This is a genomic window from Planomonospora algeriensis, from assembly GCF_977012225.1.
Genome location: NZ_CDRNDK010000066.1, coordinates 1 through 21,069, shown reverse-complemented (window position 1 = coordinate 21,069; position 21,069 = coordinate 1). Strand labels below are relative to the sequence as shown.

The following is a 21,069-nucleotide window of genomic DNA, read 5'->3' as shown; positions in this document are numbered from 1 at the left end:
GGCGCCCCGTGGAACCCGCTGGGAGCGCTGGGCGGGCCGCTGGCCCGGCTGGGCGAGGCCCGGCACCTCGGCCTGGTGGCGGCGCTGGTGCTGCTGGCGCTGGTCGGCCTGGTGACCCGGCCGGAGAACTTCGCCACCGCCTCCAACCTGGTCAGCATCCTGTCCCTGGCCGCCACCATCGGCGTGATCACCGTCGGCATGACGTTCGTGATCATCGGCGGCGGCATCGACCTGTCCGTGGGCGCGATCATGGCGCTCGCCTCGGTCTGGGCGACCACGCTGGCCACCCAGTCCTACGGGCCGTTCGTGATGATCGTCTGCGCCGTCCTGGTCGGCACCGGCGCGGGCCTGGTCAACGGGCTGCTCATCGCCTACGGGCGGCTGGTGCCGTTCATCGCCACGCTCGCCATGCTGGTGGCGGCCCGGGGCCTGGCCCAGCGCATGTCGGACCGGCGGACCCAGCTGGTCCAGCAGGGCAACGAGGCGATCGTGGAGCTGTCCACGACCCGGGTGCTCGGCCTGCCGCTGCTGGTCTACGTCTTCGCGCTGGTGGTCGCCGCGGGCTGGGTGCTGCTCAACCGCACCACCTTCGGCCGCCGCACCTACGCGGTCGGCGGCAACCCCGAGGCCGCCCGGCTGGCCGGGATCGACGTGCGCCGGCACACCATGCTGCTGTACGCGCTGTCCGGGCTGTGCTGCGGCATCGCCGCCGTGCTCATCATGGCCAGGACCACCACCGGCTCCTCCACCCACGGAGACCTCTACGAGCTGGACGCGATCGCCGCCGTCATCATCGGCGGCACGCTCCTCACCGGGGGCCGCGGCTCGATCATCGGCTCGATCCTCGGACTGCTGATCTTCACGCTGATCACGAACCTCTTCATCCTCAACGGGCTCAACACCAGCGACCAGCTGATCGCCAAGGGCCTGATCATCGTCGTGGCCGTGCTGCTCCAGCGGCGCGGCCTGCGCTCGCCCACCTGAGAAGACCGGTGCCCCCGCGGACCGGTCAGGGGCCCGCGGGGCGCACCTCCACCTGGAACCCCCCGCACGGCAAAGGGCCCGCCGGGACGCACCTCCACCTGGAACCCCCCGCACGGCAGCAGAAGGAGCACGATCATGTCCAACCCACTCGCCCGCCGGGGATTCCTCGTCGGCGGGGCGGTCATCGGGGCGGGAGCCCTGGTGACCGCCTGCACGAGCAACGAGCCCGCCGCCCAGCCGAGCGCCGCCGCGCCGTCGAGTGCCCCGGCCGCCGGGAGCGGCAACGACACGCCCGGGGAGAAGGTCGTCATCGGCTTCTCCGCCCCGGCCGCCGACCACGGCTGGATCGCCGCGATCGCCAAGAACGCCGAGGCCGCGGCCAAGCAGTACACCGACGTGGAGTTCAAGCCGGTCGAGCCGACCAACGACATCAACGCGCAGATCTCCGCCGTCGAGTCGCTCATCGCGGCCAAGGTCTCCGCGCTGGTGATCCTGCCCAACGACGGCCAGCAGCTCAACCAGATCGCCCGCCGCGCGAGCGACGCGGGCATCCCGGTGGTCAACCTGGACCGCGTCTTCCCCGACAAGCTCTCCTACCGGACCTGGATCGGCGGCGACAACTACGGCATGGGCGTGGCCGCCGGGCACTACATCGGAAAGCGGCTCAAGGACAAGGGCGTGGCGAACCCGGTGATCCTGGAGATCCAGGGCATCGCGACGCTTCCGCTCACCCAGGACCGGAGCAAGGGCTTCGCCGACGCGCTCAAGACGTACGGCTTCAGCGTGACGGCCCAGCAGGACGCCCAGTTCACCGTGGAGTCCGGCACCGAGGTCGCCGGGAACCTGCTCCAGGCGCACAAGAAGATCGACGCGCTGTGGAACCACGACGACGACCAGGGCATCGGCGTGCTGGCCGCGATCAAGGAGGCCGGCCGGAACGAGTTCTTCATGGTCGGCGGGGCGGGCTCGGCCAACGCGATGCGCGACATCCAGGCCGGCACGGGCGTGCTGGAGGCCACCGTGACCTACAGCCCGACGATGGCCTCCTCCGCCGTCAAGCTGGCCCGGCTCATCGCCCAGGGGAAGGGTATGAGCGACCTGGTGGAGAACCAGGTGCCGCAGTCCATCACGCTGGCCTCGGAGACCATCACCAAGGAGAACGTCGCCGAGTACCTGCCGCTGGGGTTCGAATCGTGAAGCCGGTCCTCGGGGTGGGCATGGTCGGGCACGCCTTCATGGGGCGGGTGCACTCCCAGGCCTGGCGGAGCGTCTCCGCCTTCTTCGACCTGCCCGTGGTCCCGTCCATGGCGGTGCTCGGCGGGCGCTCGCCGGAACGCACGGCCGAGGCCGCGCGGCGGCTCGGCTGGGCGGCGGCCGAGACGGACTGGAAGCGGCTCGTCCAGCGCGACGACGTGCAGATCGTGGACGTCTGCACGCCCGGCGACTCGCACGCCGAGATCGCGATCGCGGCGCTGGCCGCGGGCAAGCACGTCATCTGCGAGAAACCGCTGGCCAACACGGTCGCCGAGGCCGAGGCGATGGCGGAGGCGGCCCGGGAGGCGGCGGCGCGGGGCGTGCGCGCGATGGTCGCCTTCAACTACCGGCGGGTCCCGGCGGTGGCGCTGGCCCGGCGGTTCGTGGCCGAGGGGCGGCTGGGGGAGGTGCGCCACGTCCGGGCGCAGTACCTCCAGGACTGGATCGCGGACCCGGAGTTCCCGCTGGTCTGGCGGTTGCGCCGGGACCGCGCGGGCTCGGGCGCGCTCGGCGACATCGGGGCGCACATCGTGGACACCGCCCAGTTCGTCACCGGCCGGAACCTGGTGGGCGTCTCGGCGCTCACCGAGACGTTCGTCCGGGAGCGCCCGCTGGCCGACGCCTCGGAGGGCCTCACGGGCGGGAGCCGTACCGGGGAGAAGGGGACGGTCGACGTCGACGACGCCGCGCTGTTCATCGGGCGGCTGGAGGGCGGGGCGCTGGCCTCGTTCGAGGCCACCCGGTTCGCCGCGGGGCGCAAGAACGCGCTGCGGATCGAGGTCAACGGCTCGAAGGGGAGCCTGGCCTTCGACTTCGAGGCGATGAACGAGCTGTGGTTCCACGACCACACGCTCGACGAGGCCGAGGCGGGCTTCCGGCGGATCGTGGTCACCGAGTCCGGTCATCCGTACGCGGGGGCCTGGTGGCCGCCGGGGCACGGGCTCGGCTACGAGCACACCTTCACCCACGAGGTGAAGGACTTCCTGGAGGCGGTCGCCGCCGGCACCGACCCCGCGCCGTCCTTCGAGGACGGGCTGCGGGTGCAGCGGGTGCTGGCGGCGGTCGAGGCGAGCGCGGCCGACGAGAGCCGCTGGACGGTGGTGTGAGATGAGCAGGCCGATCACGTTGTTCACCGGCCAGTGGGCCGACCTGCCCTTCGAGGAGGTCTGCCGGCTGGCCGCCGAATGGGGCTACGACGGGCTGGAGATCGCCTGCTGGGGCGACCACTTCGAGGTCGACAAGGCCCTGGCGGACGACTCCTACGTCGGGCGGAAACTGGAGACGCTCGCCAAGTACGACCTGAAGGTGTGGGCGGTCTCCAACCACCTCGTCGGCCAGGCGGTCTGCGACCACCCGATCGACGAGCGGCACCGGGCCATCCTGCCCGCGCGGATCTGGGGCTCCGGGGACCCCGAGGAGGTGCGGCGGGCGGCGGCCGAGGAGATGAAGGACACCGCGCGGGCCGCGGCGAAGCTGGGCGTGGACACGGTGGTGGGCTTCACCGGCTCCTCGATCTGGCACACGGTCGCGATGTTCCCGCCGGTGCCGGCGTCGATGGTGGAGGCCGGCTACGCCGACTTCGCCGACCGGTGGAACCCGATCCTGGACGTGTTCGACGAGGTCGGGGTCCGCTTCGCGCACGAGGTGCACCCGAGCGAGATCGCCTACGACTACCACACGACGGTGCGGACCCTGGAGGCGATCGGCCGCCGGGAGGCGTTCGGGCTGAACTGGGACCCGTCCCACATGGTCTGGCAGGACCTGGACCCGGTCGGCTTCATCCTGGACTTCGCCGACCGGATCTACCACGTGGACTGCAAGGACGCCAAGGTCAGGTGCGGCGACGGGCGGCGCGGGCGGCTCGCCTCCCACCTGCCCTGGGCGGACCTGCGGCGCGGCTGGGACTTCGTCTCGACCGGGCGCGGCGACGTGCCCTGGGAGGACTGCTTCCGGGCGCTGAACTCCATCGGGTACGGCGGGCCGATCTCGATCGAGTGGGAGGACGCCGGGATGGACCGCCTGGACGGCGCGCCCGAGGCGCTGGACTTCGTCCGGCGGCTCAACGCCATCACGCCCCCGGCGGCCTCGTTCGACGCGGCCTTCAGCGGGGAGTGAGCGGAACCGGGCCCCCGCCCGGATCGCTCACCTGTCGAAATCGGCGGTGCGGCACCGGGACGGCCCCCGCCGTCAGGTCCGCCGGGCCGCACTGCTCCGAATCAGGCAGAACGGGTGCCCGGCCGGGTCGAGCATGACGACCAGGTCGGGATCGTCCGGGTCCTGATGCCGAGCCGGCCTGGCTCCCAGCGGCAGCAGCTGCTGCGCAGCGGCGTGAGGATCCTCGACGACATACTCGAAGTGCGAGTGCAGCGGCACTTCGGGCGAAGGCCACGTCGGGGGCTGGTAGTCCGGAACGGCTCGGAATATGATCAGCCGGCCCTCGGCGTCCACGCGTGCCTCGTCAGCGCTCTGTCGTGTCACCTCTCCACCGAGCAGTACCGCGTAGAAATCTGCCATGACGTCCGGATCGGGACAGTCGACCGTCAGGGCCATCCACTCGACCAGCCCCGGCCGTCGTTGATCGTTGCTCATGTGACCATCCTGCCGTCCCATGGGCTGCCATGAGTGAGGCATCGCGGTACGGATGGTCGGACAAGCGTGGTTGCGCATGTCATTTCGTCGGCCGCGGGTTACACTTATTTCAGATATGTCCGCAGGAGGTGATCGTGTCCCGTGCCGGGGTTCTCGCCCACGCAGTCCGGATCGAAGCCGATCATGAGGATCGCGAGTTGCTCGCCCATGTCGAGACGGTCGCTCGGCACGCGCAGCTCGTGCTACGCGGAGACGACGGCCGTGATGTCGTGCTGCCCGAATCGCTCGTGAGTCTCGTGCTCGCCGCGGCTCACGATCTCGCGAAGGGGAATGCCGTCTTCGCCCTGCCGGTGGAGACCCGGCTGACCCCGAACGAGGCCGCACAGCTACTCGGCCTGTCGCGCCCCTTCGTCGCCCGGCTGCTCGACGAGGGCGAAATCCCTTCGCAGCACTTGCCCGGCAGCCGTCATCGGCTGGTCCGTCTTGCCGACGTCCTGGAGTTCCAGGCCCTCCGTGAGCGCCGTGCCGAGGGCCGCCGCAGGATCATGGAGATCGTCGAAGAGGAAGATCTGCCCTGCCGGCCGACATGACATGGCCGCCATCGCCGGTCGTGCCCAGACTCTGGCCACCTGGAACCTCGCCGGCTTCCCTCATGACGTGATGAAGGCGCCGATAGTGCATGCATCTTGCATGCTAACTTGTCTGCATGGGAACAATGCAGATTCGAGACGTCCCCGACGAGACCGAGCGGACGCTGAAGGCGCGGGCCGAGCGTGAGGGCAAGTCGCTGACGGCGTACCTACGCGATCTGCTGAACGAGGAGGCGGCCACTCCGACGATGGACGAGGTCATGGTCAGGATCGCCGCCGATGAGCCGGTGCCGTACGACCCTGACTTCGTTCGCGAGACGCTGCGCGAGGGCCGCCGGTGAGCCTGGTCGTCGACGCCTCGATCGTCTTCCGGCTGCTGGCCAACGTGAAAGGCGACGATCTGCTCCGCCAGAGGCTGGCCCGTAGGCTGCACGCCCCGGCGCTGATCGACGTCGAGATCGCCTCGGTGGTGCGCGGGCATGTGATCACGAGTAAGCCGGAGGTGCGCATCTCTGAGGAGCGGGTCGGCGTCATGCTGGAGCGGTACGCCCAGCTGAAGATCGTCCGCCATCCGATGCTGCCGCTGCAGTCGCGTGTGCTGGAACTGTGCAATAACCTCACCGCCTACGACGGCATGTACGTCGCGCTCGCGGAACTGCTGGGGGTGCCGCTGCTCACGGACGACGCCGAGTTCGCCGGTTCGACGGGGCATCGGGCGGAGATCCACCGCTACCCGCCGCCGTTGACGTAGGTGTCGGCCCGCAGCGGCGGCGGGCGGCACGGCCATGACCGCGCCGGCTGTGGATGAACGCCTCCGGCCGCCTCCTGCGGCGTCTCGTTCAGGCTCCCAGGCCGAGCGGTGGGCCGTCCCCGTAGAGAGCGGCCAGGTCGACCAGGAGCACGTCCGGACGTCGGGCGGCGACGGTGACGAGGTCCGGGTGGAAGCCGTTCATCGAGAACAGTGCGAGGACCGCCCGGTCCGTGTGGTGCCCCTGCCCGGACAGCACGGTGCGCAGGTGCTCCAGGCGGGCGAGGTCGGCGCCGCCGCGGCGGTCGAGCGTCGCCTTGGCCTCGCCGATGACGGCGATCCTGGCTCGTGGACGCTGCGTGGACTGGCCGAGTGCGAGGGCGAGCACGTCGATCTCGTGTTTGGCGCGTCCGGCCTGGTCGGTGAGCTCGCAGGTGCCCACGGCGCCGGGTAGCCCGTCGGGCAGGATCTCGTGAGCGTGCCGACGGGTCCATTCACGGGCGAGCGCCTCGAAGTGCGGGCCCAGGATCTTGGAGTTGAAGGTGGGGGCCGAGGCCCGCCACGCTTCGGCGGAGAAGCCCTGGTCGATGACCGACGCCTGCGGCAGGGTGATGAGCTGGTTGAAGCGGATCACGGGGTCGGCCAGGGTGATGATCGGGCTGCGGGCCTTGAGCAGGTCCTGTTCCCTCGTCACGTAGCCCGTCGATTCCAGGACCTCGAGGGGATAGGTGACCGCGCCGCGTTCCCGGCCGAGCGCGGCGCCGATCCTGCTCGGGGTGCAGGCTCCGTGCGCGATCGCGGAGAGCAGGTCGTAGTAGAGGGTGTGCTGGGTGATGCGCGGGTCCTCGCGCAGGAGATACTCCGCCTCGGTTCTGGAGAACACGGCGCGGCCGGGGTCCAGCACCGTCCGGGTCACCCACGTGTCGAAGTCGGCAGCCTGGACGGGGGCCGGGCGCCCGGCCAGCGGCAGGTAACCGGGAGCCCCGCCCAGTACGGCATGCACCCGGAGCGCGGCCTCCGGCGACTCGATGCCCCAGTGCGTCCGGGCGGTGCGGTGGTCGAAGGCCTGGAGTCTGAGGTCGATCACCGCTCTGCCGCGGAGCGGCTTGGTGCCGGAGAGCAGTTCGTGCATGATGCTCATCGCCGATCCGCACAGGATGAGGCGGACCGGCGGGTGCTCGCCGAACTGGGTCTCGTCGTAGAGCGCCTGGAGGATGCCGGGCACCTCGGGCGAGTGCTGCATCAGGTAGGGCAGCTCGTCGATGATCAGCAGGGGATGTCCGGCGGGTCGTGCCCTGGCGACCACCTGAAGGGCGTTGCGCAGCAGTGCCCACCAGTCGTCGAAGCGGAGGCTTCCCGCCTGGAGCCCCGCATACGCGGCGATCTCATCGGAGAGCCGGCGCAGCGCGGGGTCGCGGCCTTCCTCGCGCACCGCCGTCAGATAGAGGCCGTCCGCGGCCTCGGCCAGGGCGTGCAGCAGGAACGACTTCCCGTGGCGGCGGCGCCCCGAGACGACGGCGATGCGCATGGCGGGCGCCGGGTCGGCGAGGAAGTCGCAGAGCAGATCCCACTCGCGGTCCCGGGCCAGCAGCCGCTCCGGCTTGTCCATCCAGACTCACTCCCATGTCGGCATGCTGACTTGGATGTAATACGTATAACTCTATTTATACATGATCGGCCTGTGATCTCACGCTTGATGAACCGCTGTCAGTCGGCCGCCAGGCGGTGACCGCCGCAGAGGACGGGACGGGGGCCTGGGTGCATCCTGGCCTTCACTGTGCTGGTCGCCGATCACCAGGAGATCGAGTCGTACGCGGGAGACCGGGCCGGACACAACGGCTGCCATCCGCATAAAAGTGATGACTTGCTTCGATAGGGACTGGTCCACGGCCTGCGTGCCCCAGCGCCGGCTGAGCTGCCAGGGGTGCCGCGGGCCGTACCGCCGTGGACCGTCAGGGGCGGTAGGCGTCCCGACGGTGCTCGATCGTCTGGATCGACATGGTGTGCTTGTCCTCGTCGATGCGGTAGACGACCCGGTAGGTCCCCCGCCGGGCGACGTGCAGGCCCTCGTACGGCTCCTGGAGCGGTTTGCCGACACGCCACGGCTCCCGGGCGATCGAACCGGTGATGAGTTCCCACGCGGCGGCGGCCACGCTCTCCGGGAGGCCGGTGGCGAGGGCTCGGTGAGCCGGAGGAGCGAGGAGGACCGTGTACCGGCCGCTCTGCTCGCTCACGCGCTCGCCCTGCCGAGGCGGGCGGCCATGATGGCGGCCATCTCCTCTTCGGTGGTCACGTCGCCGCTCGCCTCGGCGGACGCGGCCTCGATCAGGTCGGCGCGTGTCTCCGGGTCGGCGAGGATCTCCAGAGTCTCCTGCAGGGACTCCCACTCGGCCACGGACACGATGACGGCATGGGGCCGTCCGTTGCGGGTGAGCGTGAAGTGGTCGTGCTCGCGAGCGGCCCGATCGGCCAGCTCGGTCAGGCGATCCTTCGCTTCGCTGATCGGAATGATTTCCATGGACCCATGGTAACTCCATGGCTCGAATGTCGGCCAAAGTTCCGGCCATCGGTTATCGGCGAGATCATCCGGTCCTGTAGGCCCCCGCGGTGTCCATGGGCGGTGCGGCCGCGACCGCGCCATCTGTGGACGAATGCCTCCGGACGGCCGCTTCCGCCTGCTGGCCAACGTGAAAGGCGACGATCTGCTCCGTCAGCGGCTGGCCCGCAGGCTGCACGCCCCGGCGCTGATCGACGTCGAGATCGCCTCGGTGGTGCGCGGGCATGTGATCACGAGTAAGCCGGAGGTGCGCATCTCTGAGGAGCGGGTCGGCGTCATGCTGGAGCGGTACGCCCAGCTGAAGATCGTCCGCCATCCGATGCTGCCGCTGCAGTCGCGTGTGCTGGAACTGTGCAATAACCTCACCGCCTACGACGGCATGTACGTCGCGCTCGCGGAACTGCTGGGGGTGCCGCTGCTCACGGACGACGCCGAGTTCGCCGGTTCGACGGGGCATCGGGCGGAGATCCACCGCTATCCGCCGCCGCTGGTGTAGGCCGTCGTCCCGCGGCGGCCGCGAACGGCTCCACCGCGCCGGTGCCGTCCGCGGGCGAACGCCTCCGGACCGGGCCGGTGGATCCCTGCGGATCAGGGCCGGCCGTGCCGGGGAGGCGTCCGCCCGCGCTCGCCTACATCGTCGCCGTCAGTCCAGGACGACGACCTGGCGCAGGACCTCGCCGCCGCGCAGGGCCGCGACGGCGTCGTTGAGGTCGGCGAGCCTGATCCGGGAGCTGATCATGCTCTCCAGGTCGAGCTTGCCGGCCTTGTACAGCTCGGCGAAGAACGGGAAGTCCCGGCGGACGTCGGAGCCGCCGTACATCGAGCTGAGGATGTTCTTTCCCTCGAACAGCAGGCTGAAGGCGCTCAGCGGGACGGTGTCGTCCATCGCGCCCGCGCCGACGACGATCATGTCGCCGCCGCGGCGGGTCGCCTGCCAGGCGGTCATGATCGCGGCGGACTTGCCGACGGCCTCGAAGCCGTAGTCGAAGCCCCGGCCCCCGGTCAGCGTGCCGACCGCGTCCATCAGCTGGTCGGGCGTGATGGCGTGGGTGGCGCCGACCTTCTTGGCCAGCTCGTGCTTGGACTCCAGCGGGTCGATCGCCAGGATGGTGGTCGCGCCGGAGATCCGGGCGCCCTGGATGATCGACAGGCCGATCCCGCCGCAGCCGACCACGGCCACGGTCGAGCCCGCGCGGACCCTGGCCGTGTTGAGCGCCGCGCCGACGCCGGTGGTGACGCCGCAGCCGATCAGCGCCGCGACCTCGAAGGGCACGTCCGGGTCGACCTTGACCGCGCCCTGCCAGGGCACGACGATCTCCTCGCACCAGGTGCCGCAGCCGGCCATGCCGAACGCCGGGGTGTCGCCGCCGTAGCGGAAACGGGCGTTGACGAAGCTGTCCATGACGTAGGTCATGCACAGGAACGGCTGGTTGACCAGGCAGTTGGAGCAGGTGCCGCAGGCCGGGGTCCAGTTGACGATGACGTGGTCGCCGGGCTGGACGGTGGTCACGTGGTCGCCGACCGCGACGACCTCGCCCGCGCCCTCGTGCCCGGGGATGACCGGGAGCGGCATCGGCAGCACGCCGCTCAGCACCGACAGGTCGGAGTGGCAGACACCGGTGGCCCTGACCTTGATCCGGACGTCCGCCGGGCCGATCGGGGCCAGGGTGAAGTCGTCCCGGATGTCGAGCTTGTCGTCGCCGACGGCGTGGAGCAGCGCACCGCGCATGGGGGTCCTCCTGGGTCCGGGGTTATGCCTTCTCCTCGGGGGTCTCCTCGAGGGAGAGGGCGGCTTTGGGGCAGGACCGCACGGCGTGCCGGACGCGGTCCATCATCTCCGGCGGCGGCTCAGGCAGCAGCACGTGCAGCTGGTCGTCGTCGTCGACGTCGAAGACCTCCGGGGCGAGTCCCATGCAGACGGCGTTGGCCTCGCAGACCAGATAGTCGACTTTGATCTTCATGAGCGTGAACCTCCTCAACCGGATTGGATCGGCGTGCCGAGCTTACGGTGGTCCCAGGAGACCACCCGGGTGGGCTCGACGACGAATGCGATCCTTTTCCGGCCGGTGTGGGCGACGTACTCGGAGACGAGATCCTCGGAGTCCGGCATCCCGGCCATCCGCCGGGTCACGCCCATGCCGACGCGCAGCACGCCCTCCGGGTCGCCGATCGTGCGCGCGACGCCGTACACCAGGACTCCGCGCAGCTCGGCGTAGTCGTCCCCGGCCTCGATGAGGCAGCTCACCCGGGCGTCCCGCTGGATGTTGCGGGTCTTCTGGGCCTTGCCGTAGGTCCAGAAGGCGATCTTCCCCTCGTCCAGCCCGTAGAACATGGTGACCATGTGGGGCGTGCCGTCGGGGTTGATCGTGCCGAGCTGGAGCTTCCGCGACTCCGCGATGAAGGCGGTGACCTCGTCGTCGGACATCGCTATGCGCGCGCGCTGATTCACGGTGCAAAGTAGAACATGTTCCACAAGGCCCGGCAAGAGTCGTTCCGAATGTTGTTCGGCGTGGGTAGGCTGCTCCGATGAGCAATGCCACCGGGCCTTCCGGCCTGCCCGCGGACGCGCGTCCCGGCCTGCCGCCGAGCATGCCCGCCGACCTGCTGCAGGCCGCCCAGCGCGCCAAGGGGTTCATGCCCCGGGCCGAGGGGATCGCCCTGTTCGAGACCGCCGCCGAGTACGGCTCGCGCGGGCCGATCTGCGAGATCGGCACCTACTGCGGGAAGTCCGCCGTCTACCTCGGCGCCGGGGCCCGCCTGTCCGGCTCCGTCGTCGTGACCGTGGACCACCACAGGGGATCGGAGGAGATCCAGCCGGGCTGGGCCCACCACGACCCCACACTGGTCGACCCCCGCTTCGGCAAGATGGACTCCCTGCCCACCTTCCGCACCACGATCGCCTCGGCAGGGCTGGAGGAGGAGGTCGTCGCGATCGTCGGCCGGTCCGAGAAGGTCGCCGAGTTCTGGAACACCCCGCTGGGGATGCTGTTCATCGACGGCGGCCACTCCGAGGAGCCGGTGACCAAGGACTACGAGGGCTGGGCCCCGCACGTGGTGCGGGGCGGCGCGCTGGTCTTCCACGACATCTACCCCGACCCGGCCGACGGCGGGCAGGCGCCGTACCGCGTCCACCAGCGGGCGCTGGCCTCCGGGGCGTTCAAGGAGGTCCGGCAGGAGGGCTCGCTGCGGGTGCTGGAGCGGATCGGCCCCGGCATCGGCTGACGGGCCGGACTTCACCGGGAGGCGTTCGTCCTCACCGCTGAGAGCCGCGCCCTCACCGCTGAGAGCCGTCAGCCGAGGGAGCGGGCGTGGCTGCAGCCGCAGGCCGCGGTGGGGCGGTCGGTCGCGTCGGCGCCCGCGTCGCGGAAGAGGCCGGCCGCGGGGGTGAGGCCGTACAGCGCGTCGGCGGCGAGCACGACGGCGGCCGCGGTGTAGGCCGAGCGCTCGTGCGGGAACCACTTCTCGTTCACGAACTGCCAGCCGGTCCAGTAGGAGCCGTCCTCGTGCCGCAGGTGCTGCATGTCGGTGAAGAGCTTCTCGGCCCGCTCCCGGTCGCCCAGGGCGTCCAGCGCCAGCACCAGCTCGCACGTCTCCGCGCCGGTCACCCAGGGCTGGTCGGAGACGCAGCGGATGCCCAGGCCCGGCTCGACGAACGTGTCCCACTCCTCGGCCAGCCGGGCGTGGGCCGCCGGGCCCCGCAGGGCGCCGCCGAGGATCGGGTAGTACCAGTCCATCGAGAAGCGGCTCTTGTCGGCGAACGCCTCCGGGTGGGCGGCCAGCACGTGGCCGAGCTGGTCGGCCGCGAGCTCCCAGTCGGGCTGCGGGTCGCCCAGGTGCTCGCCGAGCAGCACGCCGCAGCGCAGGCCCTGGTGGATCGAGGCGCAGCCGGTCAGCAGGGCGTAGGAGGCCGCCCGGCCGTCCGCGGCCCGCTCCCAGACGATCTCGCCCCGGGTGGTCTGCAGGCCGACCGTGAAGTCGAGGGCGGAGCGCACGACGGGCCACATCTCGCGGGCGAAGCCCTCGTCGCCGGTGACCAGCAGCTCGTGCCAGACGCCGACCGCGACGTAGGCCGCGTGGTTGGACTCCCCGCCGTGCTCGACGGCCTCGCCTCCGACGAGCTTCATCGGCCAGGACCCGTCGGCCCGCTGGGTGCGGACCAGCCAGTCGTAGCCCCTGCGGACCGGCCCGGTCAGCCCGGCCACGCTCATCGCCATCAGGCACTCGACGTGGTTCCAGGCGTCCACGTGGCCCTCGGGCCAGGGGACGCCGCCGTCGGCCTCCTGCACGGCCGCGATGCTCCGCGCGGTCTGGACGACCCGTTCCCGCTCCATCGCTCAGGCGGGCTTCCGGACGTAGAGCACGACGCTCTTTCCGATGAGCGGGTTGAGCAGCGCCTCGGCGACGCGGGTGGCGGCCGGGCGCTTCATGATGTCCCAGACGAGGATCTCGTGGTACGCCTTGGCCAGCGGGTGCTCGTCGTTGTTCACGCCGACCGCGCACTTGATCCACCAGTACGGCGCGTGCAGGCCGTGGGCGTGGTGGTGCGGGCCGATGACGAACCCGGTGGCCTTGAGCTTGGCGCTGAGCTCGGCGAGCGTGTAGATCCGCACGTGGCCGCCGGGGGCGGTGTGGTAGTCCTCGTCCAGCGCCCAGCAGATCCGCTCGGGCAGGAAGCTCGGCACCGTGATCGCGGCCAGGCCGCCCGGCTTGAGCACCCGGAAGACCTCCCGCATCGCCGCCATGTCGTCGGGGATGTGCTCCAGGACCTCGGCGGCGATCACCCGGTCGAAGGAGGCGTCCTCGAACGGCATGTCCAGCGCGTCGCCGGTCACCGTCTCGGCGGTCGCCTCGTCGGGCACCTCGCCGGCCTGCTCCATCGCGGCGAACATGGTCGCCACGCCCTTCAGCTCCTCGGCGTCCATGTCGAACGCCACCACGTCGGCGCCCCGGCGCAGCACCTCGAAGGCGTGCCGCCCGCCGCCGCAGCCGAGATCGAGGACTCGGGTCCCGGGCCCGACGGGCAACCGGCCGAAGTCGACAGTCAGCACTTGCCGCTCCTTGCAGAGATCCAGGTGGGGAAGAGAGGGGTCGATCAGGTCGCGCGGGCCGTACGGGCCGTGGGGTGGGCCTGGATGGCCTCGCGGTAGGCCTCCACGGTCCGCTGCGCGACGACCTTCCAGGTGTAGCGCTCCATGGCGCGCTCGTAGCCGCGCCGGCCGACCTCGGCCCGCTCCTCGGGGGAGTCGTGCAGGCGGCGCAGCACCGCGGCCAGCTCCTCGGGGTCGCCGGGGGCGACCTGCACCGCGGCGTCGCCGACGACCTCCGGCAGCGCGCCGGTCCGCGAGGCGACGAGCGGGGTCCCGCAGGCCATGTGCTCGACGGCCGGGAGGGAGAAGCCCTCGTAGAGCGAGGGGACGACCGCGATCTCCGAGGTGGCGATGAGCTCGCCCAGCTCGGTGTCGGAGATGCCGTGCACGAACCGGACCCGGTCGGCCAGGGAGAGCTCGGCCACCAGCTTCTCGGTCGGGCCGCCCGGGGTCGGCCTGCTGACCACGGTCAGGTTCACGTCGCGCTCGGTGGCGAGCTTGGCCACCGCGCGCAGCAGCGTCGCCACGCCCTTCATCGGCGAGTCGGCGCTGGCCACCGCGACGATCGAGCCGGGGCGCTTGGGCAGCTCCGGGCGCGGGTGGAAGTAGCGGGTGTCCACGCCCAGCGGGATGAGCCGCATGTTGGCCTGCGGGACGTTGAAGTCGCGGTGGATGTCGGCGAGGGAGGACTCGCTGACGGTCAGGATCGGGTTCAGCCGCGGGGCGACCTTGGCCTGCATGCGCACGAAGCCGTACCAGCGCCGCATCGAGAACTGCTTGCGCAGCGGGGCGGCCTTGAGCTCGATCCGCCGGTCCACGCTGATCGGGTGGTGGATGGTGCCGACCACCGGGAAGAGCTCGGCGATGCCGAGCAGGCCGTAGCCGAGGGTCTGGTTGTCCTGGACCACGTCGAAGTCGCCGACGCGCTTGGCCAGCTCGCGGCGGGCGCGCAGGGTGAAGGTGAGCGGCTCGGGGAACCCGGCGGTCCACATGGTCGCGACCTCGAGCACGTCGATCCAGTCGCGGAACTCGCGCAGCCCGGGGGTGCGGAAGGGGTCCTCGTCGCGGTAGAGGTCGAGGCTGGGGACCTTGGTCAGGACGACGCCCTCGTCGAGCTCGGGGTACGGCTGGCCGGAGAAGACCTCGACGCGGTGGCCGAGGGCGACCAGCTCACGGCTGAGGTGGCGCAGGTAGACCCCCTGGCCGCCGCAGGTCGGCTTGCTCCGGTAGGACAGTAGAGCGATCCGCAGCGAGTCCGCACCTGGCACGGCAACCCCTTCCTCACCCTGTCCGGGTGAGGACAGGTACCGTGAAAGATGACCTTAGACCTCGGACCCTACCATTCGGTAGGTCTCACCCTTCTAATGTGGAATTGTGCTCAGTGTCACTTTCAGGGCATGCGAGCTGCGGTGTTGGCATGTCCGATCGCAATTCGGTGAAACGGGTTCTAGTGACACGGCACCCGGTATGGTGCCCATAACAGGGCAGGGCGGTACATTCGCCAGGCAACGGCACACTGTCCGGGCAGGACCCGGTCCGGGAGCAAGCCCCGCCCGACGAGCAAGGAGGACGCGTTGGCCAGGCGCGCGCTGATCACCGGCATCACCGGGCAGGACGGTTCCTACCTGGCCGAATGCCTGCTGAGCGAGGGCTACGAGGTCTGGGGACTGGTCCGGGGGCAGGCCAATCCGCGCGTCTCCCGGGTGCGCAGGCTCCTGCAGGACGTCCAGCTGGTCCGCGGCGACCTGCTCGACCAGGGCTCGCTCATCTCCGCGGTGGAGAAGGTCCAGCCCGACGAGGTCTACAACCTGGGCGCCATCTCGTTCGTGCCGATGTCGTGGGAGCAGGCCGAGCTGACCGCCGAGGTCACCGGCATGGGCGTGCTGCGCATGCTGGAGGCCATCCGGGTCTGCTCGGGGATCTCCTCCTCGCGGACCGCCAACGGCTCCGGTCAGATCCGGTTCTACCAGGCGTCGTCCTCGGAGATGTTCGGGCAGGTCCGGGAGACCCCGCAGGCGGAGACCACCCCCTTCCACCCCCGCTCGCCGTACGGCGTGGCCAAGGCCTACGGCCACTTCCTGACCCAGAACTACCGCGAGTCCTACGGGATGTTCGCGGTCAGCGGCATCCTGTTCAACCACGAGTCGCCGCGCCGCGGCGCCGAGTTCGTCACCCGCAAGGTCTCCCTCGGCGTGGCCCGCATCAAGCTGGGCCTGGCCTCCGAGCTCCGCCTGGGCAACCTGGAGGCCCGCCGCGACTGGGGCTACGCCGGCGACTACGTCCGGGCGATGCACCTGATGCTCCAGGCCGGGACGCCCGAGGACTACGTCATCGGCACCGGCCGGACTCAGTCGGTGCGCGAGCTGGTGGAGGCCGCGTTCTCCGCCGCGGGCCTCGACTGGGAGCGCTACGTGGTCTGCGACCAGGCCCTGCACCGCCCGGCCGAGGTCGACCTGCTCTGCGCCGACCCGAAGAAGGCCCGCGTCCAGCTCGGCTGGGAGCCCTCGGTCTCCTTCGAGGAGCTGGTCGCCATGATGGTCGAGGCCGACGTCAAACTCCTGTCCGAGGGCGGCGACCCCGACCAGGACTCCTCTTGGCCCTGAGCGCCGCCCGGCTTTCGAATGGCGGGCGCCTTCCCACGGAGCGCGCTGATCGGCGTTGCCGATGGCCGGGCACCTGGCGATCCGCCCTCGTGCCGCCGTCGCATATGCGAGCGGGCGCCGGGCTTCCGCGCCAGGATCATCGCCCTGCCCTATGGAGGCGGAGCCGCCCTGGTCACGGCAGGTGACCCGTGAGCGGTCAGCTGACCTTGAGCTGCTCGTCGCCGAAATCGGCGATCAGCTTAAGCGTGCCGCCGAGGGCGGCGACATAGCGGTCGAGTACCTCGCGGGTCGACACGTCGCCCTTCTCGATCTGGGACACCCGGGCCACGGAGATGCCCATGCGATCGGCGACCTGGGCTTGGGTGAGACCTCGGCGCTTGCGCATCTCGTTCAGCCGCCAGCCTTGTGCCTGGGCGCGCAGCTGCTGCACTTCGGTCTCGAACCGCTCCGGGCCGCCTGCGGTTTCGATCGCCTGCTCCAGATGGCCGCTCTCGCGCCATCTGCGGTAGTTGCTCATCGGCCCATCTCCTTCTGTCGCTCCACCAGGTAGAGGTCGTACAGCCGTTCGGCTCGCGGGATCGCCGTCCGGTACCAGCGTTGCCGGTTACCCGCCTTGTCGCCGGCCACCAGCAAGATTGCCGCTCTCCAGGGATCGAAGACGAACAGGATGCGGATCTCGCTACGGCCGGTGGAACCCGGCCTCAGCTCCTTCATGTTGGGAATCGTGGAACCTGTGACGGTGTCCACGAGCGGACGACCCTCTGCCGGGCCATTGCGTTCCAATATCAAGATCGCTTGGTTGACCGGCTTGTGGGAAGCGTGGTCGGTCTCGCTGAGGGTGTCGAGGAATTCTCCCACCTCATCGGTGAAGAAGATCTCCCACTCGTCCACTGTGGTCTCCTCAGGGCGGTCACCGTAGTTAATAATATTCTAAATATGGTGCGCTTTGAAGGTGGCGGATCGGCGGAACTTCTCTAGTGCGATGGACTCGGTCCGCTGATCGCGCCTCAGGCCCGGTGTGGTTCGCGGCTTTCCCGGTGTGAACGACGCCCGGCTGGCCAGAGGTACCCGCTGAGAGGGGTCTCAGCGGTCCTCAGCTCCGGCTCAGCCGGGCTCAGCGTCTCCTCAGGGGGGTTCGGGCAGCGTGGCGGGTGATCCCCGCAGGAGGGGTTCCGCCACGAGGAGGTCATCGTGCCCGTCCATGTCACGCGTCCCGCGGGTCCGGAGGAGGTCCTCACCGGTCCGGCCGTCTCCGCCGGGCTCCGGCGAGTGGAGAAGCGCCTGCGGAGCCTGAGCGCCTCGTCCCGGCTGCCGTCCGTCAGCCGCGCGGTCACCCGGATCACCGGGGCCGGGGGCAAGCGGCTGCGGCCCGCGCTGACCCTGGCGGCGGCGCTCGCCCTGGGCGGGCGGATCGACAGGCGGACGGTGACCGCGGCGGCGTGCGTGGAGCTCGTCCACGCGGGGTCACTGGTCCACGACGACCTGATGGACGGGGCGGCCGAGCGCCGCGGCGTGCGGACCCTCAACGCCGAGCTGGGCGACGCCCGGGCGCTGATGGTGGGCGACTTCATGCTGGCCAGGGCCGCGCTGACCGCGCTCTCCTCGCTCTCCAAGCCGGTGGCCGAGACGCTGGCCGCCACCGTCGTCGAGCTGGCCGAGGGGCAGTTCCAGGAGGCGGCCGAGCTCTTCGACGCCGACCGCACCCCCGAGAGCGCCCTGTGCTCCGTCCGCCGCAAGACCGCCTCCCTGTTCCGGGCGAGCTGCCTGGTCGCGCATCCGGACGGGCAGGCCCTGGCGGAGTACGGCGAGCGGTTCGGCATGATGTTCCAGATCCTGGACGACCTGCTGGACCTGGGTTCCACGACGGAGCTGCTCGGCAAGCCCGCCGGCAACGACCTGCGGCAGGGCGTCTACACCCTGCCGCTGCTCACGGCCGTGCGGGGGAGTGCGCCGAGCTGCGCCCGTTCCTGGGGCGGCGGCTGACCGAGGACGAGATCGGACACGTCCTGGCCCGGCTCAGGGCGAGCTCCATGGCGGGGGAGACGATCGAGTACTGCCGCGGCCTGGCGGCGGACGCCGTCGCCGCGCTGCCCCCCATCGCCGACCCCGAGGCCGCCGCAGCCCTGCACGGCCTGCCGTCCGCCTGCCTCGACCGGGCGAAGTCCCTGCTCGTCAGATGAGACCGGACTGCGCCGGCCGGGCCGGGGACCGTCAGATGAGACCGGACCCCACCGGCCGGAGCGGGACCCCGTCAGGCGAGGTCGACCGGGAGCTCCTTGATGCCGTTGATGAAGTTGGAGCGCAGGCGGCGGGCCGGGCCGGTCTGGGAGATCTTCGGCAGCCGCTCGGCCAGCACCTCGAACAGGACCCGGAGCTCCAGCTTGGCGAGGTGGTTGCCGAGGCAGAAGTGGGCCCCGCCGCCGCCGAAGCCGATGTGCGGGTTGGGGTCGCGGCCGATGTCGAAGACGCCGGGGGAGTCGAACATGGACTCGTCCCGGTTGGCCGAGGCGTAGAAGACCACGACCTTGTCGTTCTCGCGGACCTGCCGGTCCCCGATGACCGTGTCGGCGGTCGCCGTACGGCGGAAGAGGTTGACCGGGGAGACCCAGCGGACGATCTCGTCGGCCGCGGTGGGGGCGAGCGCGGGCTCGGCCACCAGGCGGGCCCACTGCTCGGGGTGCTCGAAGAGCGCCAGCATGCCGCCGGAGGCGGCGTTGCGGGTCGTCTCGTTGCCCGCGACCACCAGGAGCAGCACGAACAGGTCGAACTCGTTCTCGTCGAGCGCCTCGCCGTTCTCGGCGGGCTGCAGGAGCTTGGTGATGATGTCGTCGCGCGGCTCCGCGCGCCGCTGGGCGGCCAGGGCGTTGGCGTAGGCGTAGACCTCCATGGCGGCGGCCTGGCCCTCGGCCGGGTCGGCGGCGTAGTCCGGATCCTCGGCGCCGATCATCCGGTTGGACCAGTTGAAGAGCTTGTCGCGGTCCTCGACGGGGGCGCCGAGCAGCTCGCAGATCACGTACAGCGGGAGCGGGGCGGCGATGTCCCGGACGAAGTCGACCGAGTTGCGGCCCCTGGCCTCGTCCACCAGGTCGTGGCAGATGTCGCGGATGTGCTCCTCCAGCCGGCCGATGGCCCGGGGGGTGAAGCCGCGGTTGACCAGGGAGCGCCGCCGGGTGTGCTCAGGGGGGTCCTGGTTGAGCATCATCATCCGCTGCATCTCGCGCTCGGCCTCGGGCATCTCGTTGATCAGCGCGAGCTTGCGGTGGGAGGAGAACAGGTCGGAGCGGCGGGAGACGTGGACCACGTCGGCGTGCCGGGTCACCGCCCAGAAGCCGGGGCCTTCGGGGTCGGGGTGCCAGTGGACGGGGTCGTTGGCGCGCAACCAGGCGAGCTGCTCGTGGGGAGGCCCGTGCTCCGCGTAGGAGTCCTGGTCGATGACGTTGATGTCCATTGCTCTCCCATGCGGACCGTACGGGCGGCTTTCCCGATGTCCCGCGCGGCACCGCGACGCGGCCCGGCCGCGCCCCGGTCGGCGGTGCATCCGGTGGATCACTGATCGATCACTTGGTCGAACGCGTTTCTGAAACGTGTTCTATTACGGGCCGGGGGGAGAGTCAAGGGCGGGCATGCAGGGTGTCCCTCCTCGGACCCGTCGCGGGGTCCGGTCGCGCCTCCATACAGATCGGATGTGTTCTCGGGAAGTCTTGACACGGGCCCGGTAATGGATCAGCATCACGCTCGATACATCCGATGTATGAGCGAAGGATGCGGTGTGAAGCTGCTGCGAGTGGGACCCGTGGGCCAGGAGCGGGCGGCCGTCGTGGACGGGGCCGGAGACCTCCGGGCGATCCCGGAGGAGATCGACGGGTCCTTCTTCGCCTCCGGCGGGGTGGCGCGGGTCCGCCAGGCCCTGGAGGGCGGCGGACTGCCCGTCATCGAGGCCGCCGGGCTGCGGATCGGCCCGCCGGTCGCCCGGCCGGGCAAGATCGTGTGCATCGGCCTCAACTACCGCGACCACGCCGAGGAGACCGGCGCGACGCCCCCCCGCCGAGCCGGTCGTCTTCATGAAGGCCCCCAACACGGTGGTCGGGCCGTACGACGAGGTCCTCATCCCGCGCGGCAGCGTGAAGACCGACTGGGAGGTCGAGCTGGCCGTCGTCATCGGCCGGACGGCCCGCTACCTGGAGACGCACGAGGAGGCGCTGGCGGCGGTCGCGGGCTACGCGGTCTCCAACGACGTGTCCGAGCGCGAGTTCCAGCTGGAGCGCGGCGGCCAGTGGGACAAGGGCAAGTCCTGCGAGACCTTCAACCCGCTCGGCCCCTGGCTGGTCACCGCCGACGAGGTCGGCGACCCGCAGGACCTCGGCCTGCGCCTGTGGGTGGACGGTGAGCCGCGCCAGGACGGCACCACCAAGAACATGGTCTTCCCGGTGGCGGAGATCGTCCGCTACCTCAGCCGGTTCATGGTCCTGGAGCCCGGCGACGTCATCAACACCGGCACCCCCGCCGGGGTCGCGCTCGGCCTGCCCGGCACGCCGTACCTGCGCGCGGGCCAGGTCATGGAGCTGGAGATCGACGGCCTCGGCCGGCAGCGCCAGACGGTGGGGCAGGCGTGACCGGGCGGACCGGCGGCGCGGCGTCGCCGCGCACCGGCCGGCGG

The 21,069-nt window shown here is 70.7% G+C and carries 25 protein-coding genes and 1 pseudogene; 13 read left to right on the top strand and 13 right to left on the bottom strand.

What is annotated here, in order from left to right; all coding sequences use genetic code 11:
- Positions 1-18: 18 nt before the first annotated feature.
- The 4 genes from ACWJ6R_RS10325 (at position 19) to ACWJ6R_RS10310 (ending at position 4,353) form a co-directional block, all read left to right on the top strand.
- A complete protein-coding gene (locus ACWJ6R_RS10325; protein ID WP_449061996.1) occupies positions 19-984 on the top strand; it encodes an ABC transporter permease in 966 nt (321 codons plus the stop codon).
- A 135-nt stretch (positions 985-1,119) separates the two neighbouring features.
- Entirely contained in the window at positions 1,120-2,181 is a 1,062-nt protein-coding gene (locus ACWJ6R_RS10320; RefSeq protein WP_449061994.1) for a substrate-binding domain-containing protein, read from the top strand.
- Positions 2,178-3,344: a Gfo/Idh/MocA family protein gene (locus ACWJ6R_RS10315; protein WP_449061993.1), complete on the top strand. Its 1,167-nt coding sequence runs from the start codon at positions 2,178-2,180 to the stop codon at positions 3,342-3,344. The genes ACWJ6R_RS10320 and ACWJ6R_RS10315 overlap by 4 nt, the downstream gene beginning before the upstream one ends.
- Before the next feature lies 1 nt (position 3,345).
- On the top strand, positions 3,346-4,353 hold the full coding sequence (locus ACWJ6R_RS10310) for a sugar phosphate isomerase/epimerase family protein (RefSeq protein ID WP_189238180.1): 1,008 nt from the start codon (positions 3,346-3,348) through the stop codon (positions 4,351-4,353).
- A 72-nt stretch (positions 4,354-4,425) separates the two neighbouring features.
- On the opposite strand, the gene ACWJ6R_RS10305 is transcribed toward ACWJ6R_RS10310, so the two are convergent.
- Positions 4,426-4,827, bottom strand: a complete 402-nt coding sequence (locus ACWJ6R_RS10305) for a VOC family protein (RefSeq protein ID WP_449061992.1) — start codon at positions 4,825-4,827, stop codon at positions 4,426-4,428.
- Between the two features lie 128 nt (positions 4,828-4,955).
- On the opposite strand from ACWJ6R_RS10305, the gene ACWJ6R_RS10300 reads away from it, so the two are divergent.
- From ACWJ6R_RS10300 to ACWJ6R_RS10290, 3 genes are all read left to right on the top strand, one after another.
- Positions 4,956-5,417 (top strand): helix-turn-helix domain-containing protein, encoded by a 462-nt coding sequence (locus ACWJ6R_RS10300; RefSeq protein ID WP_449061991.1) that lies wholly within the window; start codon positions 4,956-4,958, stop codon positions 5,415-5,417.
- A gap of 116 nt (positions 5,418-5,533) precedes the next feature.
- The gene (locus ACWJ6R_RS10295) at positions 5,534-5,758 is read left to right on the top strand and encodes a FitA-like ribbon-helix-helix domain-containing protein (protein ID WP_449061990.1); all 225 of its coding nucleotides are present in this window, start codon (positions 5,534-5,536) and stop codon (positions 5,756-5,758) included.
- Positions 5,755-6,168 carry a type II toxin-antitoxin system VapC family toxin gene (locus ACWJ6R_RS10290; protein ID WP_449061989.1) on the top strand — a complete coding sequence of 138 codons (414 nt, stop codon included), beginning with the start codon at positions 5,755-5,757 and terminating at the stop codon, positions 6,166-6,168. Before ACWJ6R_RS10295 ends, ACWJ6R_RS10290 begins: the two co-directional genes overlap by 4 nt.
- A gap of 88 nt (positions 6,169-6,256) precedes the next feature.
- Here ACWJ6R_RS10290 and ACWJ6R_RS10285 read toward each other — a convergent pair whose 3' ends face one another.
- The 3 genes from ACWJ6R_RS10285 to ACWJ6R_RS10275 all read right to left on the bottom strand — a co-directional run bounded on the left by ACWJ6R_RS10285 (position 6,257) and on the right by ACWJ6R_RS10275 (position 8,683).
- Entirely contained in the window at positions 6,257-7,774 is a 1,518-nt protein-coding gene (locus tag ACWJ6R_RS10285; protein ID WP_449061988.1) for an AAA family ATPase, read from the bottom strand.
- A gap of 343 nt (positions 7,775-8,117) precedes the next feature.
- Positions 8,118-8,399 carry a type II toxin-antitoxin system RelE family toxin gene (locus ACWJ6R_RS10280; RefSeq protein ID WP_449061987.1) on the bottom strand — a complete coding sequence of 94 codons (282 nt, stop codon included), beginning with the start codon at positions 8,397-8,399 and terminating at the stop codon, positions 8,118-8,120.
- Entirely contained in the window at positions 8,396-8,683 is a 288-nt protein-coding gene (locus tag ACWJ6R_RS10275) for a type II toxin-antitoxin system Phd/YefM family antitoxin (protein ID WP_449061986.1), read from the bottom strand. Before ACWJ6R_RS10275 ends, ACWJ6R_RS10280 begins: the two co-directional genes overlap by 4 nt.
- 133 nt (positions 8,684-8,816) lie before the next feature.
- Between ACWJ6R_RS10275 and ACWJ6R_RS10270 the strand changes: the two genes are divergently transcribed.
- Entirely contained in the window at positions 8,817-9,218 is a 402-nt protein-coding gene (locus ACWJ6R_RS10270) for a type II toxin-antitoxin system VapC family toxin (RefSeq protein WP_449061985.1), read from the top strand.
- A gap of 147 nt (positions 9,219-9,365) precedes the next feature.
- On the opposite strand, the gene ACWJ6R_RS10265 is transcribed toward ACWJ6R_RS10270, so the two are convergent.
- From ACWJ6R_RS10265 to ACWJ6R_RS10255, 3 genes are read right to left on the bottom strand one after another with little or no spacing between them, the layout of a single operon-like run.
- Positions 9,366-10,451, bottom strand: coding sequence for a Zn-dependent alcohol dehydrogenase (locus ACWJ6R_RS10265; RefSeq protein ID WP_449061984.1), 1,086 nt, complete (start codon positions 10,449-10,451; stop codon positions 9,366-9,368).
- Positions 10,452-10,473: 22 nt separating this feature from the next.
- Complete coding sequence (locus tag ACWJ6R_RS10260; RefSeq protein ID WP_068897707.1) at positions 10,474-10,683, bottom strand: ferredoxin; 210 nt, start codon at positions 10,681-10,683, stop codon at positions 10,474-10,476.
- Between the two features lie 14 nt (positions 10,684-10,697).
- Positions 10,698-11,171 (bottom strand): pyridoxamine 5'-phosphate oxidase family protein, encoded by a 474-nt coding sequence (locus ACWJ6R_RS10255; protein WP_449061983.1) that lies wholly within the window; start codon positions 11,169-11,171, stop codon positions 10,698-10,700.
- A 140-nt stretch (positions 11,172-11,311) separates the two neighbouring features.
- Between ACWJ6R_RS10255 and ACWJ6R_RS10250 the strand changes: the two genes are divergently transcribed.
- Positions 11,312-11,944: a class I SAM-dependent methyltransferase gene (locus ACWJ6R_RS10250; protein WP_449061995.1), complete on the top strand. Its 633-nt coding sequence runs from the start codon at positions 11,312-11,314 to the stop codon at positions 11,942-11,944.
- Between the two features lie 68 nt (positions 11,945-12,012).
- Here ACWJ6R_RS10250 and ACWJ6R_RS10245 read toward each other — a convergent pair whose 3' ends face one another.
- The 3 genes from ACWJ6R_RS10245 to ACWJ6R_RS10235 are packed head-to-tail and all read right to left on the bottom strand — an operon-like array spanning position 12,013 to position 15,077.
- Positions 12,013-13,053: a prenyltransferase gene (locus ACWJ6R_RS10245; RefSeq protein WP_449061982.1), complete on the bottom strand. Its 1,041-nt coding sequence runs from the start codon at positions 13,051-13,053 to the stop codon at positions 12,013-12,015.
- A 3-nt stretch (positions 13,054-13,056) separates the two neighbouring features.
- Positions 13,057-13,770, bottom strand: coding sequence for a class I SAM-dependent methyltransferase (locus tag ACWJ6R_RS10240; protein WP_449061981.1), 714 nt, complete (start codon positions 13,768-13,770; stop codon positions 13,057-13,059).
- Between the two features lie 44 nt (positions 13,771-13,814).
- Positions 13,815-15,077, bottom strand: a complete 1,263-nt coding sequence (locus ACWJ6R_RS10235; protein WP_449061980.1) for a glycosyltransferase family 4 protein — start codon at positions 15,075-15,077, stop codon at positions 13,815-13,817.
- Positions 15,078-15,383: 306 nt separating this feature from the next.
- Here ACWJ6R_RS10235 and ACWJ6R_RS10230 point away from each other — a divergent pair, with 306 nt between their 5' ends.
- Positions 15,384-16,412 carry a GDP-mannose 4,6-dehydratase gene (locus ACWJ6R_RS10230; RefSeq protein WP_449061979.1) on the top strand — a complete coding sequence of 343 codons (1,029 nt, stop codon included), beginning with the start codon at positions 15,384-15,386 and terminating at the stop codon, positions 16,410-16,412.
- Between the two features lie 196 nt (positions 16,413-16,608).
- On the opposite strand, the gene ACWJ6R_RS10225 is transcribed toward ACWJ6R_RS10230, so the two are convergent.
- Both ACWJ6R_RS10225 and ACWJ6R_RS10220 read right to left on the bottom strand, forming a co-directional pair.
- A complete protein-coding gene (locus tag ACWJ6R_RS10225) occupies positions 16,609-16,929 on the bottom strand; it encodes a helix-turn-helix domain-containing protein (RefSeq protein ID WP_449061978.1) in 321 nt (106 codons plus the stop codon).
- On the bottom strand, positions 16,926-17,303 hold the full coding sequence (locus ACWJ6R_RS10220) for a type II toxin-antitoxin system RelE/ParE family toxin (RefSeq protein ID WP_449061977.1): 378 nt from the start codon (positions 17,301-17,303) through the stop codon (positions 16,926-16,928). The genes ACWJ6R_RS10225 and ACWJ6R_RS10220 overlap by 4 nt, the downstream gene beginning before the upstream one ends.
- Positions 17,304-17,603: 300 nt before the next feature.
- Here ACWJ6R_RS10220 and ACWJ6R_RS10215 point away from each other — a divergent pair, with 300 nt between their 5' ends.
- Both ACWJ6R_RS10215 and ACWJ6R_RS10210 read left to right on the top strand, forming a co-directional pair.
- Positions 17,604-18,395, top strand: a complete 792-nt coding sequence (locus ACWJ6R_RS10215) for a polyprenyl synthetase family protein (protein WP_449061976.1) — start codon at positions 17,604-17,606, stop codon at positions 18,393-18,395.
- Positions 18,396-18,442: 47 nt separating this feature from the next.
- Positions 18,443-18,592 (top strand): hypothetical protein, encoded by a 150-nt coding sequence (locus tag ACWJ6R_RS10210; RefSeq protein WP_449061975.1) that lies wholly within the window; start codon positions 18,443-18,445, stop codon positions 18,590-18,592.
- A gap of 71 nt (positions 18,593-18,663) precedes the next feature.
- On the opposite strand, the gene ACWJ6R_RS10205 is transcribed toward ACWJ6R_RS10210, so the two are convergent.
- The gene (locus ACWJ6R_RS10205) at positions 18,664-19,860 is read right to left on the bottom strand and encodes a cytochrome P450 (RefSeq protein ID WP_449061974.1); all 1,197 of its coding nucleotides are present in this window, start codon (positions 19,858-19,860) and stop codon (positions 18,664-18,666) included.
- 321 nt (positions 19,861-20,181) lie between these two features.
- On the opposite strand from ACWJ6R_RS10205, the pseudogene ACWJ6R_RS10200 reads away from it, so the two are divergent.
- Positions 20,182-21,025 (top strand): annotated as a pseudogene (locus ACWJ6R_RS10200) (fumarylacetoacetate hydrolase family protein).
- Positions 21,026-21,069: the final 44 nt, after the last annotated feature.